Here is an 18,423-nt window from a genome sequence, read left to right as displayed (position 1 = left end):
GYGTGGCCCGGGCTCGATAAGGAACTTCCCAGAATCCGCCACTATGATTGCGGGGATCCACGTGTTTGAGGAAAGGTAACCGAATAGTGCGACGTCGTGACGCCCGCCCGCTGGGCCCCGGCACCGCTGCTCCTGATGCGGCGCGCCATGGGGAGGACCCCGAGGGAACTCCGCGCCACATGAACGCGCCCAAGGGCCTCCCGTTGTGGCTAAAGATTGTTACCGGCCTCGTGTCAGTGGCTCTCGTTGCCGGCGTTGCTTTTGCGGCCTTCTGGTTTATCCGTCTACAGACCAACATCACCAAGGCCCCGCTATCCGCGGCAGAATCGCGCGATAGCAATGATGCGGTAGTCAATGACAAGTCGGACCGACTGCAGATCCTTATCCTCGGGTCGGATACCCGTGATGGGAAAAACTCCCAGTATGGTAACGCGGACGATTCCACGGGCTACGGCCACTCGGATGTCATGATGCTGCTGGACATTTCTGCGGACAATAAACGTGTCAGCGTCATGAGTTTCCCACGTGACCTCCTGGTGGATGTGCCCCAGTGCACGGACCACACCAACAACCAGACGTTCCCCGCGCGGAGCGGCGTGATGATCAACGAAGCCATGGCAGAAGCCGGAATCGGCTGTGCCGTGGACACCATCAACAAGCTCACCGGCCTGGAAATAGATCACTTCATGATGGCCGACTTCAATGCGGTGAAGGAACTGTCCAAGGCTGTGGGCGGAGTGGATGTTTGTGTCAGCGATCCCGTCTTTGATCCCGACTCCCATCTTCGTTTGCCGAAGGGTAACTCCCAGGTTGAAGGCGAGCAGGCCCTGGCATTCCTGCGTACCCGGCATGCCTTTGGAGACGGTGGCGACCTCGGGCGAATCAAGGGCCAGCAGGCATTTCTTTCATCACTGACGCGGAAGCTCAAGGCCGACGGCACGCTCGGCAATCCCCAGAGGCTCCTGCAGATCGCTGACGTCGTCACGCAAAACCTCACCGTCGACGAGGGGTTGGCGTCTGTGCCATCATTGCTGACCATTGGTGGAAGGCTGAAGGACATTGATGTCTCCAAAGTCGCCTTTGTTGCTGTCCCCACCCAGCCAGCCGCGTTGGACCCCAACCGGTTGGAGCTCGTTGAGCCCCAGGCATCACAGCTGTTTGCGGCCCTGCGCGCAGATCTGGATCTGACAAACCCCGGAGCAACGTCAAGCCCGGCTCCAACAGAGCCTGGGGCCGGCACTCCATCCACGGCGCCTACTACTGCTGCCCCTGCAGTCCCGGCCTACAACAAAGCCATCCAGCCGGTAGCAGTCGCCAACGGCAGCGGGGTTGGGACCAGGGCGCAGGAACTCCTGGCCACCTTGACCGGCAATGGATTTACACAGTCCGTTTCGTATCTGGCCAACCCAGTGGAGAAGACCGTGGTCTACTACGGTCCGGACTTCGCCGACGTTGCTACCGACGTTGCCGCGCTGTTCGGTATCCCGGCGGCACAGGTTCAGCAAGCCAAGGGAGTTTCGGGCGTGCAGCTCTACGTAGGCACGGACTTTGCGACCGGGACAGCCTATGGGGCGGCCTCTGTTCCACCTGATGTAGTCAACCAGACGGCCAAAGAAGCAGTGTGCCAACAGGTGAACCCGCTCTACATCACCCAATAACAGTCATCGCAGCGGTAATTGGCTGCAAAGGCAGGATAAAGACGAATGGCCGGAACCCGATTCATCCACGGGGTCCGGCCATTCGTCGTAGTGGCTTTACCAGATGCTGACCCGGTCCTCAGGTGCCATCCACATCCGGTCTTGATCGTTGACCTGGAAGGTTTCGTGGAAGGCGTCGAGGTTCCGGGCAATGGCATTCGTGCGGAACTCGTTGGGGGAGTGTGGATCCGTAGCAAGCCTGCGGATCGCTTCCTCGGTTCGGATCACTTGGCGCCAGCCGGCAGCCCAGGACATGAAGAACCGTTGCTGGCCTGTGAAACCGTCCAGGACCTCAGGCTCGGCACCATCGAGGCTGAGCAGGTAGGCCTTATACGCAATGGTGAGGCCGCCCAGGTCACCGATGTTCTCACCCAACGTCAGTTTGCCGTTGACCTTGTGGTCAGGTGCGGCGTAGGGAGATAGCGCGTCGAATTGGGCAACCAACTTTGCCGTGCGGGCTTCGAAGGCCGTCCTGTCCTCTTCGGTCCACCAATTGCGGAGGGCTCCGCTTCCGTCGAATTGGGATCCCTGGTCATCGAATCCATGGCCGATCTCATGTCCGATTACAGCACCAATGCCACCGTAGTTCACTGCGTCGTCTGCTTCTGCAGTGAAGAATGGCGGCTGGAGGATGGCGGCGGGGAACACGATTTCGTTCAGCATCGGGTGATAGTAGGCGTTCACTGTCTGTGGAGTCATGAGCCATTTGTCCAAGTCCACCGGCTTGCCGATTTCATCCAGGTGGCGATCGACGTCGGCGTCGTGGGCCCGCTCTACGTTACCCAGGAGGTCATGGGGGTCGATCTCAACAGCGGAGTAGTCTATCCATTTCTCAGGAAAACCAATCTTGGGGCGGAATGCGTCCAGCTTCTTAAGGGCTTCGGCCTTTGTGTCCTCACCCATCCACTCAAGGGAAGAAATGCTGTCCCGGTAGGCCTCGATCAGATTGGCCACGAGGGTCTGCATCCTGGCCTTGTGCCCCTCGGGGAAATGGCGCTCCACATAGATTTGGCCCACTGCCTCGCCAAGTGCTGCTTCGACGACGGCCACGCCGCGCTTCCAGCGCTCCTTGTTTTGCGGGGTGCCACTGAGGGTGGTCCCGTAGAAGTCGAAGTTGGTGTCCACAAACTCCGAAGAAAGGTAAGGCGCGGCTGAGCTGAGCACCCTCAGGGTCAGCCATTCCTTCCAGACGGCGAGGGGTTCCGATTCCAGAAGAGCTGCGGCGCCAGCAAAGAAGTCCGGCGTGCTGACCACGATCTCGGCGCGTTTGCCGGCATCGACACGGCCGGCCTCAAACCAGGTATCCAGCAGGGGGAACAGCTTCGCTGCTTCTTCCGCCGTTTTGAGGTTGTACGTCTTTTGGGGATCCCGAAGTGTGACGTTGTCCCAGTGGTGGGACGCGAGGGCCTTTTCCAAGGCAACGATGCGGCCAGCCGCGGCTTCCGCGTCTGCAACTCCGGCGAGGCCGAACAACTTCGCGACGTATTCACCGTAGGAGGCCACAATCGGCGCAAACTTTTCGTCGCGATAGTAGGACTCGTCCGGGAGTCCGAGGCCGCCCTGGCCGATGTACAGAAGAATCCGCTCCGGGTTTCCGGCGTCCGGTGCCGGGTAGATCGAGAACAAACCGGACACGTCGCATCGGAACAGGCGGCCCAGCAACGCCGAAAATTCCTCCACCGAACCCACTGACCGGACTTCCTCCAGTCGCTCCTGCAAGGGTTCGAGTCCCTTCGCCTCTGCCGCAGCCTCATCCATGAAGCTCGCGTAAAGGCCGCCGACCTTCTGTTCGATGCCGGAGGCTGATGCTCCCTTGTTCGCGGCTTCCTCGATGATCGCCTTGACAGCCAATTCTGCCTCGTCCCGCAAAGCGGTGAAGGTGCCTTCCAGCGGGCGGTCGTCAGGGATCGTCGTGCTGTTCAGCCATGCACCGTTGACGTGCTGGTAGAGATCGTCCTGCGGCCGGACGCTGTGATCGATGTTGGAAAGAGTGATCCCCGACTGTGGCACTGTGGCTCCTTGAATGGACGCTGCAGCCGGCGTTGCCACCGTCGCTGCGTCTGCATAGTGGACGTTGCATGAGGTGTTGCAATGTCATCATACGCACCGTGTTACTGTGAACTTGTGCGTGCGGGAATGCTTCTTCTTAGCTGCCGCGGCGAGGCCTGAAAGCTATCTGAAAGCTGGGCCACCCTCGCCGCGGAGTTTAGTTGTGCCCGGCTAAGCTTTCATTTAGATCTTAGAGAAAAGGCCAACACGACATGCGTAATGCACAAAAGCCCTCCGGTATGCCGATTCACCGCTACCTGCCGTTCCAGGACCAGATCACTGTCGAGGTTCCGGATCGTACGTGGCCGGACAAAGTCATCACCAAGGCCCCACGCTGGTGTGCAGTGGACCTGCGCGATGGCAACCAGGCGCTGATCGATCCCATGAGCCCGGCGCGCAAGCTGAAGATGTTCCAGCTGCTGGTCAACATGGGATACAAGGAGATCGAGGTTGGGTTCCCCTCCGCATCCCAGACCGACTTTGATTTCGTTCGGCAGCTGATCGAAGGCGGCCATATTCCGGACGATGTCACCATCCAGGTCCTCACCCAGGCGCGTGAACACCTGATTGAACGGACCTACGAGTCCCTGGTGGGTGCCAAGCAGGCGATCGTGCACCTGTACAACTCCACTTCTGTGCTGCAGCGCCGCGTTGTCTTCAACCAGGACGAGGACGGCATCCTCGATATCGCCCTGCAGGGTGCCCGCCTGTGCAAGAAGTATGAAGAGACGCTGACCGATACCCACATCACGTACGAGTACTCGCCGGAGTCTTTCACCGGAACTGAGCTGGAGTATGCGGCCCGGGTGTGCAATGCGATTGCAGACGTTTTTGAAGCATCAGCGGACAAGCAGGTCATTATCAACTTGCCGGCCACGGTGGAGATGGCAACTCCCAACGTCTACGCGGACTCCATTGAGTGGATGCACCGCAATCTGCATCCCCGCGACGGCATCATCATTTCACTGCACCCGCACAACGATCGCGGTACCGGCGTTGCTGCCGCGGAACTCGGCTACCTGGCTGGAGCAGACCGCATTGAGGGCTGCCTGTTTGGTAATGGGGAGCGCACCGGAAACGTTGACCTCGTCACCCTGGGCCTGAACATGTTTGTCCAGGGCGTGGACCCGATGATCGATTTCTCAGACATCGACGAGATCCGCCGCACGGTTGAGTACTGCAACCAGTTGCCGGTTCCCGAACGTTCGCCCTATGGTGGCGATCTCGTCTTCACTGCCTTTTCGGGATCGCACCAGGACGCCATTAAGAAGGGCTTCGAAGCACTCGAGAAGGATGCTGCCGCAGCAGGCGTACCCGTGGATGACTTCACTTGGCAGGTTCCCTACCTGCCTATTGATCCCAAGGACCTGGGCCGAAGCTATGAAGCTGTCATCCGGGTCAACTCGCAGTCCGGCAAGGGCGGGGTCGCCTACCTGCTGAAGAACGAGCACAACCTCGATCTGCCGCGGCGCGCCCAGATTGAATTCTCCGGAGTTATCCAGCGCCGGACAGATGCTGTTGGCGGCGAGGTCAGCGGTGCGCAGCTTTGGCAGATCTTCCAGGACGAATACCTGCCCTCCGATGAGGAACAAGCCCAGTGGGGCCGGTACTCCCTGGGCAGCGTAAGCACTGAAACGGATGAGTCCGGCGCCATGACCATGAACGCGAACCTGCGGATTGATGGCGTAGAGGTGCGCAGGACCGGCCACGGTAATGGTCCAATCGCCGCGCTGCTGGACATCCTGCACCATGACGGCGTTGATGTTCGTGTGCTCGATTACAGCGAACATGCCCTATCAGAAGGTGGCAGCGCAAGCGCGGCTGCTTATGTTGAATGCGCGGTAGGCGAACGTGTCCTCTGGGGCGTGGGAATCGACCCCAGCACCACGACTTCTTCACTGAAAGCACTCATCTCTGCCGTAAACCGGGCAGTTCGGGACGCCCGGGCCTAACGCCTGGACCGTGTGGTGACGGGAAATACCGTCACCACACGGTCTTGTGGTCCTCCTTGGCCACTGGCTTAGTGCGAAGATTAGTTGTGGCCAATCCCTCCTCATTTGCAGCACGGTCCTATCGGGACGATGCCGTTGTGCTCCGTACCCATAAGTTGGGCGAGGCAGATCGGATTATTACCCTGCTGACCAAGCATCACGGGCAAGTACGTGCGGTCGCAAAAGGTGTGCGCAGGACAACCAGCCGTTTCGGCGCCCGCCTGGAACCGTTCATGGTGGCGGACTTGCAGCTCATCTCGGGCCGAACTTTGGATATCGTTACACAGGCTGTGGCCAAAGGCGCTTATGGGAGCAGCATCGCAGCGGACTATGGCCGCTTTACTGTAGCTGCTGCCATGACAGAGACGGCGGAGAAGCTTACGGACGCGGACGCCGAATCCGGCACGGCCCAGTACAACCTCTTGGTGGGTGCCCTGGCGGCGCTCAGCCGCTCGGACCATGCTCCGGAACTTATTCTGGACTCCTATCTCTTGCGCGCGTTGGCCACTGGTGGGTGGGCGCCGAGCTTTACTGACTGCGCCCGGTGCGGCAGGCCCGGACTGCACACGGCGTTTGCCGCGCCATTGGGGGGTATGGTGTGTAGCGAGTGCCGCCCTCCCGGCTCCCCGGCCCCAGCACCGGAGACCGTGGTGTTGTTGGGAGCCCTCCTGACTGGGGATTGGAGCGTAGCTGACGCCTCGGATTCGCGACATCGACGCGAAGCAGCCGGACTGGTGGCCAGTTACCTGCAATGGCATTTGGAACGCGCCTTGAAATCACTTAAACACGTGGAGCGAAGCTGACTGTGGCACTTGGCAAGAAGAGCAAGACAACCCGGGTGCGGACTTCGCCCGTAGTGGCCCCTTACGGACATCCTTCAGGTGCCGTTCCGCCCAGCATTCCAAGTGAACTTATTCCGCAGCACGTAGCCATTGTCATGGATGGCAACGGCCGTTGGGCCAACCAGCGGGGATTGCCCCGCATTGAAGGGCACAAGGCCGGTGAGCCTGCACTGTTGGACGTGATGGCCGGAGCCATCGAACTAGGCATCAAGTACGTCAGCGTGTATGCGTTTTCCACGGAGAACTGGCGACGATCCCCGGAGGAAGTCCGCTTCCTGATGGGATTTAACAAGGATGTGCTACGTCGCCAACGGAACCAACTCGATGAATGGGGAGTCCGTATCCGCTGGGCCGGTCGACGGCCGCGCCTCTGGGGTTCGGTGATTCGTGAGCTTGAAGAGGCCGAGGAATTTACCAAGGCCAACGACACCTGCACGTTGACCATGTGTGTTAATTACGGCGGGCGGGCGGAAATCGCCGACGCCGTCTCGGCCATTGCCGAGGACGTTGCCGCCGGGCGGCTCAAGCCGGGATCGGTGACGGAAAAGACCATCCAGAAGTACCTGGACGAGCCAGACCTTCCTGACGTGGATCTCTTCCTCCGCAGCTCCGGCGAGCAGAGGTTGTCAAACTTCCTGCTGTGGCAGTCCGCCTACGCTGAATTCGTCTTCATGGACACCCTGTGGCCTGACGTTGACAGGCGCACGCTCTGGGACGCCGTCGAGATTTACGCCAAGCGGGATCGCCGGTACGGCGGGGCGGTCGACGCAGCGCCAGCCGCAAATTAGCAGGGGTCTGCCACTTCAACATGGGTCTGCCACTTCAACATGGTCCTGCTAGTTCAATACGGGTAGGACGAAAGCCAGACCGACACGTCACGGTACGCCTGTTGGCGAATGGTCCTTCGCGACAAGAAGATGTCATGCAGAGCCCCTGGGTAGCGGAACACCGCCGTCCGCCTTCCCAGGCCGAGCGCACGCCGGGATGTCTCCTCGACGTCGATCACGGCGTCGGCCCTCATGAGGTCTGCTGTCCATTCGGACTGGATCCTGGTCCGGCCTGATAAAAGGACCAGGACCGGGGCGTCAATGTTCAGTTTTCGCTCCACCGCTTTGTGGCCGGCAAGCACTGCCTTCGTCCAACCAGCGCGGATGGGGAATGAGGCCCGCGGCCGCCAGACAGAATCCAGCACCCATTCGCCGTGGGCCTGGTTGCTGACGCTCTCCCAGTACGCAGGCATTTCGGGGAACCTGAACGGACGCTTGGGGTCGGTTCGCGCGAAGGGCTCCACCAGATGCATGGCGATGCTGCGAACCAGGCTGCTGCCCTGAAGCTCCAGCCAAGGCGAGTTCAGGACCAGTGACCCGATCCGGCGTGGATGGCGGTCAGCCCACAACGAAGCAATCAGCCCGCCCAGGGAGTGCGCGACCATATGAATGGTCGGTGATGCTGGGTTGTTGGTCCTGGCCACAACATCCCGTTCGATCTCCAGCAAGGCCGCCTCGATATCTTCGTCGTAGACAGCCAGGTCAGTGGTGTATCCGGGTGTCTGACCGGGCAACAGGCTCCGTCCAAATTTCCGAAGATCCAGCGCGTAGAAATGAAAACCGGACGCCGTCAGGTACTCGGCGAGTTCGGTCTGCAGGAAGTAGTCAGCCCAGCCGTGCAGGTAGAGGACCACCCGCGGCGCCCCCGTGGGATCCATGGACGCCTCACGTCGCTTGCGTTGTGTGAAGGAGGATAGAAAATCGAGGATGCCGTGAGGAGTTGGGGCCGTAACTGGCGGGGCATGCCTGACGAGTGTGGCTTTGACCGGTCCTTCCTCGTCAGGGGAGAGGGGAAGTTCCAGACGTTCGTATCCGGTGCCCAGGATGTCCGGTTGCCACAGAGATACCGATTCTTCAGTGGTGGTCATGCGTCCCCTTCCTGCCGTACCTGCGGCAACTCACTTTCCATGTACCCGCGAATCCATCGTGAAAGCCTCGCGTAGGCATCTGCCCTGACCTTGGGTGCGGACAGGAAGACATCATGCAGCCCGCCATCCACTCTCTCCAGGGTCACGCTGCGACCCAAGGCCATGGCACGCAGTGCGATGATGCCCACGTCCAGCACGGCATCCGAACGCCGCATGGACTCCTGCCACACCATACCGTTGGCGCTGGCGGCCGATGTCAGGACCAAGACCGGGATGTCCAGGTCCAGGCCGCGTGCAACCTGTGAGTGGCCGGCCAGGACGGCGCTCAGCCAACCTGCCCTGACGGGAAAGGCCAGGGGAGGCCGGTACTTTTCGTCCAGCGGCCATTCGCCCTCGGCGGTATTGCTGATGCTCCGGAAGTAGAATCCACGCTCCGGCAGCCTTAAAACCATCTCGGGCCGGACCCTGGCAATGGGTCCCACCATGACTTGCGCGGCCCGCCTGACAATCGAGCTGCCATGCATTTCGAGCCAAGGGCTGTTTAGTATCAGGTGTTGCACTTGGTCCCGGTGTTTGCTCGTCCACAGTGCTGCAATGAGGCCGCCGGTGGAATGGCCCATCATGGCAACGCCATTCGGGCGAGGTCCCGGGCTTTCGCTGTGGATGACCTCGAGGGCACGGCTGATTTCGGCGTCGTAGTCCCCAAGGTTGGCCACGTAGCCGCCCGGCGAACCTGAAGTCAGGCTCCTTCCATGGTTGTGCATGTCCAATGCAAAGAATTCATAGCCGTGCCTTGCCCAAAACCGGGCGAGTTCCACATTGAAGAAGTAGTCGCTCCAGCCATGCAGGAACAGCAACGCGCCACGGGTTGCCTCGGCCTCCAGGGTCATCGACTCCGGCCTGTGACGGACCAAGGTTGCCCGTCGCACCACACCGTCAGGTCCTTCCACGTCCAGGGCGCATGACTGGAAGTCGATTCCGAGGATATCCGCCGACCACTCCATGCCTTCAGCTTAGACATCCGCCGCGGCTTCGCGTCCCGCGGACCTGCCTGTGAAAAGGCATCCACCCAGGAAGGTTCCCTCCAGCGCCCTGTACCCATGGATACCGCCTCCGCCGAAGCCCGCCGCTTCACCTGCAGCGTAAAGGCCCGGGATCACTCGGCCTTCCTGATCCAGGACCCTGGATCGGAGGTCAGTCTGCAGCCCTCCCAGACTCTTCCTTGTGAGGACGGACAGCCTGATGGCAATGAGCGGCCCATGGGCAGGATCCGCCAGGCGGTGTGGGGGAGCCACCCTCATCAGTTTGTCAGTGGCAAAACGGCGGGCCGCCCGGATAGCAGCCAGTTGGGGGTCCTTGCCCAGCCCGCTGGACACTTGAAGGTCCCGGGCCCGTACCAGCGCCTCCAAGCGGTCAGCGCTGATCAGTTGATTCCCCGTGAGTGCATTCATCTTCCCGGCAAGGTCATGGGGTGAGGATCCCTGAATGAAGTCGATGCCTTTGTCCAGGAAACGTTGTATGGGCGTATCGCTGCCTGGTTTCAGTCGGGAAACGAGCAGTGACACGTCCCTCCCCGTCAGGTCCGGGTTCTGCTCGGATCCTGAAAGCGCAAGTTCCTTGAGCGCAATGGTGCGGTTCAGGACGAACCACGAATAACTGTGGCCCGTGGCAACGATGTGGCGAAGCGCGCCAAGGGAATCGAAGCCCGGAAACAGCGGCGCCGGTAGTTGGCGCCCTTCGGCATCCAACCACAGGGATGACGGACCAGGCAGGATGCGGATGCCGTGCTTGGGCCAAACGGGGTCGTAGTTGTGGATTCCCTCCGGGTAATGCCACATGCGGTCACCGTTCACCAACGCTGCACCGATGGATTTGGCAACGGGAAGGAAATCACCATCCACGGAAGCAGGAACCCCGCTGAGCATATCGGCCGGTGCAGCATTGCCCGGCCACTGTCGACGCACCGTCCCGTGATTTCCGCCGATGCCGCCTGTCGTCACTACCACAGCGCCCGCCGTGGCTTCGAAACCCCCGACGGCAGCTCGCGAGGACGGTTGGCCGCGCACCGCCGTCGAGGGTTCCAGTATCTGGCCCGAGACACCCGCCACCCGACCGGCCGTCGTCGTCAGCGAAGTAGCCCTATGCCGGAAGTGCAGCGATACCCTCCCGGCCCGGACACCTTCCTGGACCTTGGCCAGAAACGGTTCCACGAGGGCGGGGCCCGTTCCCCACGTGACGTGGAATCGGGGAACCGTGTTTCCATGTCCCTGGGGGCCGTAACCCCCGCGTTCTGCCCATTGCACCAAAGGGAAGATGCCGACGTCGAGGCTCTTCAACCAGGCGCGCTTCTCACCGGAGGCAAACTGGACGTAGGCCTCGGCCCACTGCCGCGCCATCGCATCGTGTTCTCGGTCAAAGCCTGCGGAGGCCATCCAGTCCGAGAGCGCCAATTCAGCGCTGTCCCTGACACCGAGCCGGCGTTGCTCGGGGGTGTCAACCATGAACAGGCCCCCGAAGGACCAATGCGCCTGCCCACCCAGGGATGCCGCTGGTTCCTGGTCCAGGATCGCTACGCGTTTGCCTGCCACATAGGCAGTTGCAGCGGCTACCAGCCCGGACAAGCCTGCACCCACAACGATGACGTCGGCGAGGATTCGATTCCCATGATCTGCATCACGATCTTGTAGCGGCATGCGTACATGCTAGCCGCAGGCAAGGTCACGGGTTTGGTGTGTTGTCCGTAAACCGGAAAACTAGGACCATGCGTGTTTACCCCACCTTCTTCAAGCTCGCCTTCTCCTGGATGGATGCCGAGAAAGCACACAAGATCGGCTTTCAAGCGATCCGGGCGGCCCACCGCACCGGTGCAGGCCGGGTTCTTGCCAGGATCACAGCTCCGGATGCTTCCCTTCGAACTGAGGCTTTTGGGTTGACGTTCCCCTCTCCCTTCGGCTTGGCGGCCGGCTTCGACAAGGAAGGCCATGGAATCGAAGCGCTGGCCGAACTGGGGTTTGGCCATGTAGAGGTGGGAACCATTACCGGGCAGGCCCAGCCGGGCAACGAAAAGCCGCGTTTGTTCCGGTTGATCGAGGACCGCGCCGTCATCAACCGCATGGGCTTCAACAACGATGGCGCAGCAGCAGTTGCTCCGCGGCTCAGGTCGGCGAAAGCTGCCCTGCAGCGCCTGCATGCCGACGTACGACCCGTGATTGGTGTCAACATCGGTAAGACGAAAGTTGTTGAGCTGGATGAGGCCACAGAAGACTACCTCGTCAGCGCCCGGAGCCTCGCTCCCGCCGCCGACTACGTGGTGGTCAACGTCAGTTCGCCCAACACGCCAGGACTACGGCTGCTCCAGAACGTGGAAACTCTGCGGCCTTTGCTCCGGGCCGTAGGKGATGCGGCAGATGAAGCTGCTGGCCGCCATGTTCCGCTCCTGGTCAAGATTGCGCCAGACCTGAGCAACGAGGACGTCGACGACGTCGCCCGGCTTGCCCTTGACCTCAAGCTGGACGGCATCATCGCCACCAACACCACCATCGCCCGTGAGGGGCTCACCACTGATGCCGCGAAGGTTGGATCACTGGGAGCGGGCGGGCTTTCAGGTGCCCCGCTGAAAAGGCGGTCACTGGAGGTCCTGCGACGACTCAAGGACGCCGTGGGAGATCAGCTCGTACTCATTGCCGTGGGTGGCGTGGAGTCAGCCCAGGATGTCCAGGACCGTTTGAATGCAGGCGCAACCCTGGTGCAGGGCTACACGGCGTTCCTCTACGAGGGGCCGTTCTGGGCATCGCGTATTAACAAGGGCCTGGCGAAGATCCGGAAGCGTGGGTCCCGCTAGGCCAGGGCTGCCGTTGGTCCAGGGCCTCCATCCAGGAGCCAGGACGAAGGCGACAATACGAAGACCCCGGACCAATGGTCCGGGGTCTTCGTATAAGTAGTGGGTTGGGGCCTCTTCAGCGTGGCGCTAAGCGGGGTACTGGCCGCGCTTGACCTGCGGCTTGGGGAGGCGGAGCTTGCGGAACTGCAGGGCGCGCATACATCCATACCAGACTGATCCACGCTCGACTTCACCGAACTTCTCGCCCAAGCGCTTACGGAGCTTGCGCGAAAGGATGAAAACATCCACAAAGACGGCAAGGAACATGATCCAGAAGCCAATCAGGACATACGTAATCTGTGAACTGCTGGCCGGGATGATCAGGGAGATGACCACGAACAGCAGGGCCCCGAACATCAGGTATTCACCGAGGCTGAACCGGGCATCGACGTAATCCCGAACGAAACGCTTCTGGGGTCCCTTGTCCCTCAGGGGCAGGTACTTTTCGTCACCCGTGTCCAATGCCTGCCGCATCTTCTGCCGCTGGTCCTGAACCGCTACCCGTTCGGCCTCCTTGGAAGCTTTGCGGTCAGTGGGCACCAACGGGCGCTTGCGGGCTGCCTCCTGGTCCTTCCGCTTGGGCGTAGGGGCGCCCTTTCCGACGCCCGGTTCCTGGGCGGCGGCCTGGGCCTGGTCTACTACTGCTTGAGCGCTGGGCTCTTCCTTTTTGCGTCCRAACACCCATACAGAATACCCCGCAGGAAGGTGGCGCAGGTTACGGGCCCACCGTGGTTCGGTGGGCGTGTGGCAGCCTGCCGCGCCTTCCGTCGCCGCCTTTTGGCCAGCTGTAAAGTTTGGGCATGACATCAGCACATGCGGAGACCCCGCAGAATCAGCAACGGAACTCCGGCCACAGCATGGAGGGTCCGTCGTCGAACCAGGTCATCGACTCCAATGGCGTGGCCGCTCTGGCCAAAGCAGTAGATGAATCATTTAGCGCTACCCTCGGCTCGTTAAAGGACCTCGTCGGGATCCCCGGAATCGCGTGGCCCAGTTTCGACCCCGCCGAGCTGGAGCGCAGCGCTGAAGCTGTCGCCTCCTTGGTAAGGGCAACGGGAATGGATGACGTCCGAATTCTTCGCTGCGACAAATTGGATGGAACGCCCGGTGGTCCCGCCGTCGTCGCCCGCCGTCCGGCCCGCGACGGTCAGCCGACGATTCTGTTGTACGCGCACCATGACGTCCAGCCTCCAGGCGATCGAAATCTATGGGCTTCCGAGCCTTTCATCGCGGAGGAGCGGGAAGGCCGGCTCTATGGTCGTGGCGCTGCTGACGACAAAGCCGGCATCGTGGCCCATCTGGCGGCTTACGCCGCTGCTACGAAAGTCCTGGGGGATGAGTTTGGCCTGGGCGTAACCTTCTTCTTTGAAGGTGAAGAAGAAGCGGGTTCACCCACGTTTCGGACATTCCTTGAGGAACATCGCGAGCTTCTCCGCTCCGACGTGATCGTGGTGGCGGACTCCAGCAACTGGAAGGTCGGCATTCCCGCCTTAACTACCAGCCTGCGTGGGCTCGTGGATGGCACCTTCGAAGTCCGTGTGCTGGAGCATGCGGTGCATTCGGGAATGTACGGTGGCCCGGTGCTGGACGCCCCCACCCTGTTGTCCCGTCTCATCGCGACGCTCCACGACGACGAAGGAAATGTCGCCGTGGCGGGCCTGGTGGGAAATGACGACGTTGCGGTTGACCTGACCGAGGCAGAATACCGCGCTGACGCTTCAGTGCTCGACGGCGTCAAACTTGCCGGGAGCGGGACGATCGGCTCGCGTTTGTGGACCAAGCCGGCGTTGTCCATCATCGGCATGGATGTTCCCGCTGTTGCCGTTGCCTCAAATACGCTCATTCCCGCAGCCCGGGCGAAATTCAGCATGCGCCTGGCACCCGGTCAGGATCCTGACGCCGCCATGGAGGCTTTAAGGAACCACGTTCAGTCCCGTGCACCATTCGGTGCAGAGGTAACATTCACGCCGGGGGAGCGAGGAAATGCCTTCGCGACCGATACCTCGTCAGCAGCTGCCAGGGTGGCACTCTGGGCCCTGGGGGAGGCCTGGGGAGTCCAACCAGTGGAAATGGGAATCGGCGGTTCCATCCCGTTCATTGCCGACTTGACCGAGATGTATCCCGATGTCCAGATTCTCGTGACGGGTGTAGAAGATCCGGATTCCCGCGCCCACAGTGCCAACGAATCACTTCACATCGGCGATTTCCGTCATGCTGTGCTGGCCGAGGCGCTGATGCTGGCGCGGCTTAATGTCGAAGGCCTGGACCGGTAAGCAGCGCATTGGCGTTACGGGGGGACTCTTTCCGTGGGCGGTCGAGCACGGCGGGAACAAGTAATTGCCGTCCGTGGTTACGTCAGAAGTTATAGCTCAGCGTCTGCGCGACGTAGCATGGAGCTATAACCCGTACGTAATTGGGTAAGGGCAGGCTGCGTTCCGGCGCCGCCGCCAGAAGCGTCATAAGAAGGTAGGCCAATGAGCACTGCAACCAACGAAAACAGCACCGGAGCACAGCTCGTCCCCGACGAGGAGCTTCTCACGCATGAGGTCAATCTGACCGATGTCGCGGCAGGCAAGGTCCGTAGCCTCCTCGAACAGGAAGGGCGCACCGATCTGCGGCTGCGCGTTGCAGTCCAGCCGGGCGGCTGCTCCGGCTTGATCTACCAGCTCTACTTCGACGAGCGCCTCCTCGACGGCGACGCCGTCCGCGACTACGACGGCGTTGAGGTGGTAGTGGACAAGATGAGCGTCCCTTACCTGAGTGGGGCCAGCATCGACTTCGAGGACACCATCTCGAAGCAGGGCTTCACCATTGATAACCCGAACGCCGGTGGGTCTTGCGCTTGCGGCGATTCGTTCCACTGACGTGAGCTATCGCCGCATGTCGGCGCCCCTCTGCATGCGTTCCAACGCATTCGGAGCCACGGCGCCGACATGTGCGCGAAAACCGCTTCATAGCGGTAAGCTCTACATCGGGTAGTAAAACTTTTAGTGTGCCCGGTGGCCTTTGGCCTGCCGGGAGACAGCAACAAGAGGAAGGGCCGTCTGTGAGTTCGCAGAACCGAACCGGCAGCCGACGCATAAAGATCACCTCGATCACTGGCTTGGCACTAGCCGGCGCGTTGGTTTTGACCGGATGTTCACCAGAGGTAGAGAAGGGTTGGCTGCCAACTGAGCGCGGCACGACCAACCACACTGACCGGATCATGGACCTCTGGGTCAACTCATGGATCGCCGCCTTGGCAGTCGGTATCATCACGTGGGGCCTTCTGGTCTGGTGCATCATCGCTTACCGCCGCCGCAAGGGCACCATTGGATTCCCGAAGCAGCTCAGCTACAACCTGCCGCTTGAGGTCTTCTACTTGACCATTCCGCTGTTCATGGTGCTGGTGTTCTTCTACTTCACCGACCAGGACCAGCGCGCGATCGATGACCGCTCACAGCCGGCAGACGTCGTCATTGACGTGCGCGGCAAGCAGTGGGCTTGGGACTTCAACTACAAAAAGGGCCAGGTCATCAACGAAGACCTCCACGAGGCCGGCGTTCAGGCTCACCTGACCGGCAACGAGGTCAACAAGGACCTGCTTCCCACGCTGTACTTGCCTGTTGGCAAGTCGGTTGACCTGGAGCTGAACTCCCGCGATGTCATCCACTCTTTCTGGGTTCCGGCCTTCCTGCAGAAGCGGGACATGATCCCCGGGAAGACCAATTACATCAGGTTCACTCCCACCAAGGAGGGCACTTTCGATGGCAAGTGCGCCGAACTCTGCGGTGAATACCACTCCGAAATGCTGTTCCGCGTCAAGGTTGTCTCCGAGTCTGAATTCCAGGACCACATGGACAAGCTTCGCCAGGACGGCAACACGGGCCTGCTCGGTGCGGAATACGACCGCAACCCGGACCTGATCGAAACCAAGTAAGGGGAGCGACGTGGCTACTTACACTCAATCCGCCGGGACCCTAGAGGCTCCCGTAGTTCCTAAATCCAAGGGACGCATAGTCGTCAACTGGATCACCTCCACGGACCACAAGACCATCGGGTACATGTACCTCATTGCGTCCTTCGTGTTCTTCTGCCTTGGCGGCGTCATGGCGCTGCTGATCCGTGCTGAACTGTTCGAACCCGGTATGCAGATCCTGCAGACCAAGGAACAGTACAACCAGATGTTCACGATGCACGGCACCGTGATGCTGCTGATGTTTGCGACACCGCTGTTTGCGGGCTTCACGAACGTCATCATGCCCCTGCAGATTGGCGCCCCCGACGTCGCCTTCCCGCGATTGAACGCTCTGGCCTTCTGGTTCTTCCTCTTCGGCTCCACCATTGCTGTGTCCGGCTTCATCACGCCACAGGGTGCTGCATCGTTCGGCTGGTTCGCGTATGCGCCACTGTCGAACACCACCTTTACGCCCGGCGTCGGCGGTGACCTGTGGGTCTTCGGCCTCGCACTGTCTGGCTTCGGCACCATCCTTGGTGCCGTCAACTTCATCACCACGATCATCTGCATGCGTGCCCCCGGCATGACCATGTGGCGCATGCCGATCTTCACCTGGAATGCCCTGGTGACGTCCATCCTCGTCCTTATGGCGTTCCCGCCGCTGGCCGCTGCCCTGTTCGCCCTCGGTGCGGACCGCAAATTTGGTGCCCACATCTTCGACCCCGAAAACGGTGGCGCCGTCCTCTGGCAGCACCTCTTCTGGTTCTTCGGCCACCCCGAGGTGTACATCATCGCCCTGCCGTTCTTCGGCATCGTGTCCGAGATTTTCCCGGTGTTCAGCCGGAAGCCGATCTTTGGTTACAAGGGCCTTGTGTACGCAACCATCGCAATTGCGGCGCTGTCCGTCACCGTCTGGGCACACCACATGTACGTGACCGGTTCCGTGCTCCTTCCGTTCTTCGCGTTCATGACCATGTTGATTGCGGTGCCCACCGGCGTGAAATTCTTCAACTGGATCGGTACGCTCTGGCAGGGTTCCATCACCTTCGAGACTCCGATGCTCTGGAGCATCGGCTTCCTGGTGACCTTCCTGTTTGGTGGCCTCACGGGTATTATCCTTGCGTCCCCGCCACTGGACTTCCACGTCTCGGACTCCTACTTCGTGGTGGCACACTTCCACTACGTGGTCTTCGGTACGGTTGTGTTCGCCATGTTCGCCGGCTTCTACTTCTGGTGGCCGAAGTGGACCGGCAAGATGCTGAACGAGCGTCTGGGCAAGATTCACTTCTGGCTTCTATTCCTTGGCTTCCACGGCACCTTCCTGATCCAGCACTGGCTGGGTGTTGAGGGTATGCCCCGCCGTTACGCCGACTACATGCCGCAGGACAACTTCACTTGGATGAACCAGTTCTCCACGATCTCGTCCTTCGTCCTGGGTGCATCCCTGCTGCCATTCTTCTGGAATGTCTACATCACGTGGCGCAGCAACAAGAAGGTGGAAGTTGATGACCCTTGGGGCTTCGGAGCGTCGCTTGAATGGGCGACTTCCTGCCCGCCGCCGCGCCATAACTTCACATCGCTGCCCCGTATCCGTTCGGAGCGCCCGGCACTGGACCTGCACCACCCTGAGTTGGCCCAGGTCCACACCGCCCAGTCCCCGGACCCCGCAGCAGTGCTGCTAGGCAACGCCGACCAGAAGGACGTTCGCAAGTGAAAATTGAATCGTGGCTCTTTGGAGCAGGAGCATTCTTCTTCATCCCGGTCGCCATCGCCTACGGCTTCCTGACGCAATGGCATGAGTGGGTCGGCGTTCTGGGCATTCTCCTGGTTGGCGGTCTCGTAGGCATGATCGGCGCTTACCTGGGCTTTACTGGCAAGCGGATTGGCATGCGTCCAGAAGACCGTCCTGATGCTGAAATTCACGAGGGCGCGGGTGAACAGGGGCACTTCAGCCCTTGGAGCTGGTGGCCGCTGGTTCTCGGCATTGCATGCGCAAGCGGCTTCCTGGGCCTTGCGGTGGGTTTCTGGATCACCTTCATCGCGGGTGGCATTGCCGTTGTGGCACTGGTCGGCTGGGTCTTCGAATACAGCCGTGGCGACCACGCGCACTAG

15 protein-coding genes are annotated in these 18,423 nt (G+C 60.9%); 10 read left to right on the top strand and 5 right to left on the bottom strand.

Annotated elements, in window-relative coordinates:
* Nucleotides 1-86: 86 nt before the first annotated feature.
* Nucleotides 87-1,658: an LCP family protein gene (locus AB4Y87_RS18005; protein ID WP_442005667.1), complete on the top strand. Its 1,572-nt coding sequence runs from the start codon at nt 87-89 to the stop codon at nt 1,656-1,658.
* Nucleotides 1,659-1,754: 96 nt separating this feature from the next.
* Here the strand turns inward: AB4Y87_RS18005 and AB4Y87_RS18000 are convergent, their stop codons facing one another.
* Entirely contained in the window at nt 1,755-3,707 is a 1,953-nt protein-coding gene (locus tag AB4Y87_RS18000) for a M13 family metallopeptidase (protein ID WP_442005666.1), read from the bottom strand.
* 251 nt (nt 3,708-3,958) lie between these two features.
* Here AB4Y87_RS18000 and leuA point away from each other — a divergent pair, with 251 nt between their 5' ends.
* The 3 genes from leuA (at nt 3,959) to AB4Y87_RS17985 (ending at nt 7,367) form a co-directional block, all read left to right on the top strand.
* A complete protein-coding gene (gene leuA, locus AB4Y87_RS17995) occupies nt 3,959-5,698 on the top strand; it encodes a 2-isopropylmalate synthase (protein ID WP_442005665.1) in 1,740 nt (579 codons plus the stop codon).
* 86 nt (nt 5,699-5,784) lie between these two features.
* Complete coding sequence (gene recO / locus AB4Y87_RS17990; protein ID WP_442005664.1) at nt 5,785-6,540, top strand: DNA repair protein RecO; 756 nt, start codon at nt 5,785-5,787, stop codon at nt 6,538-6,540.
* A 2-nt stretch (nt 6,541-6,542) separates the two neighbouring features.
* Complete coding sequence (locus AB4Y87_RS17985; protein ID WP_442005663.1) at nt 6,543-7,367, top strand: isoprenyl transferase; 825 nt, start codon at nt 6,543-6,545, stop codon at nt 7,365-7,367.
* Between the two features lie 53 nt (nt 7,368-7,420).
* On the opposite strand, the gene AB4Y87_RS17980 is transcribed toward AB4Y87_RS17985, so the two are convergent.
* Genes AB4Y87_RS17980 through AB4Y87_RS17970 form a run of 3 tightly spaced genes read right to left on the bottom strand, consistent with a single transcriptional unit; the run spans nt 7,421 to nt 11,187 of the window.
* Nucleotides 7,421-8,494: an alpha/beta hydrolase gene (locus AB4Y87_RS17980; RefSeq protein WP_442005662.1), complete on the bottom strand. Its 1,074-nt coding sequence runs from the start codon at nt 8,492-8,494 to the stop codon at nt 7,421-7,423.
* On the bottom strand, nt 8,491-9,498 hold the full coding sequence (locus AB4Y87_RS17975) for an alpha/beta hydrolase (RefSeq protein ID WP_442005661.1): 1,008 nt from the start codon (nt 9,496-9,498) through the stop codon (nt 8,491-8,493). Before AB4Y87_RS17975 ends, AB4Y87_RS17980 begins: the two co-directional genes overlap by 4 nt.
* Before the next feature lie 9 nt (nt 9,499-9,507).
* Nucleotides 9,508-11,187 carry an FAD-binding dehydrogenase gene (locus AB4Y87_RS17970; RefSeq protein ID WP_442005660.1) on the bottom strand — a complete coding sequence of 560 codons (1,680 nt, stop codon included), beginning with the start codon at nt 11,185-11,187 and terminating at the stop codon, nt 9,508-9,510.
* Between the two features lie 68 nt (nt 11,188-11,255).
* Here AB4Y87_RS17970 and AB4Y87_RS17965 point away from each other — a divergent pair, with 68 nt between their 5' ends.
* Complete coding sequence (locus AB4Y87_RS17965) at nt 11,256-12,335, top strand: quinone-dependent dihydroorotate dehydrogenase (RefSeq protein WP_442005659.1); 1,080 nt, start codon at nt 11,256-11,258, stop codon at nt 12,333-12,335.
* Between the two features lie 126 nt (nt 12,336-12,461).
* On the opposite strand, the gene AB4Y87_RS17960 is transcribed toward AB4Y87_RS17965, so the two are convergent.
* Nucleotides 12,462-13,055 carry a DUF3043 domain-containing protein gene (locus AB4Y87_RS17960; protein WP_442005658.1) on the bottom strand — a complete coding sequence of 198 codons (594 nt, stop codon included), beginning with the start codon at nt 13,053-13,055 and terminating at the stop codon, nt 12,462-12,464.
* Between the two features lie 119 nt (nt 13,056-13,174).
* On the opposite strand from AB4Y87_RS17960, the gene AB4Y87_RS17955 reads away from it, so the two are divergent.
* From AB4Y87_RS17955 to AB4Y87_RS17935, 5 genes are all read left to right on the top strand, one after another.
* Nucleotides 13,175-14,647: a dipeptidase gene (locus AB4Y87_RS17955; protein WP_442005657.1), complete on the top strand. Its 1,473-nt coding sequence runs from the start codon at nt 13,175-13,177 to the stop codon at nt 14,645-14,647.
* Between the two features lie 201 nt (nt 14,648-14,848).
* The gene (locus AB4Y87_RS17950; protein ID WP_442005656.1) at nt 14,849-15,238 is read left to right on the top strand and encodes a HesB/IscA family protein; all 390 of its coding nucleotides are present in this window, start codon (nt 14,849-14,851) and stop codon (nt 15,236-15,238) included.
* Between the two features lie 182 nt (nt 15,239-15,420).
* The gene (gene ctaC, locus AB4Y87_RS17945; protein ID WP_442005655.1) at nt 15,421-16,293 is read left to right on the top strand and encodes an aa3-type cytochrome oxidase subunit II; all 873 of its coding nucleotides are present in this window, start codon (nt 15,421-15,423) and stop codon (nt 16,291-16,293) included.
* A gap of 10 nt (nt 16,294-16,303) precedes the next feature.
* Nucleotides 16,304-18,025, top strand: a complete 1,722-nt coding sequence (ctaD, locus tag AB4Y87_RS17940; protein WP_216925611.1) for an aa3-type cytochrome oxidase subunit I — start codon at nt 16,304-16,306, stop codon at nt 18,023-18,025.
* Entirely contained in the window at nt 18,022-18,423 is a 402-nt protein-coding gene (locus AB4Y87_RS17935; RefSeq protein ID WP_442005654.1) for a cytochrome c oxidase subunit 4, read from the top strand. The genes ctaD and AB4Y87_RS17935 overlap by 4 nt, the downstream gene beginning before the upstream one ends.

Source organism: Paenarthrobacter sp. RAF54_2 (genome assembly GCF_052113945.1).
Lineage (GTDB): Bacteria > Actinomycetota > Actinomycetes > Actinomycetales > Micrococcaceae > Arthrobacter.
This window is presented reverse-complemented; position numbering and strand designations above follow the sequence as displayed.

Excerpts from the sequence above, each read along its gene's own strand:
- AB4Y87_RS17950 (WP_442005656.1), top strand. The coding sequence starts at position 14,849 with ATGAGCACTGCAACCAACGAAAACAGCACCGGAGCACAGCTCGTCCCC.
- AB4Y87_RS17980 (WP_442005662.1), bottom strand. The coding sequence starts at position 8,494 with ATGACCACCACTGAAGAATCGGTATCTCTGTGGCAACCGGACATCCTG.
- AB4Y87_RS17975 (WP_442005661.1), bottom strand. The coding sequence starts at position 9,498 with ATGGAGTGGTCGGCGGATATCCTCGGAATCGACTTCCAGTCATGCGCC.
- AB4Y87_RS17970 (WP_442005660.1), bottom strand. The coding sequence starts at position 11,187 with ATGCCGCTACAAGATCGTGATGCAGATCATGGGAATCGAATCCTCGCC.
- leuA (WP_442005665.1), top strand. The coding sequence starts at position 3,959 with ATGCGTAATGCACAAAAGCCCTCCGGTATGCCGATTCACCGCTACCTG.
- AB4Y87_RS17955 (WP_442005657.1), top strand. The coding sequence starts at position 13,175 with ATGACATCAGCACATGCGGAGACCCCGCAGAATCAGCAACGGAACTCC.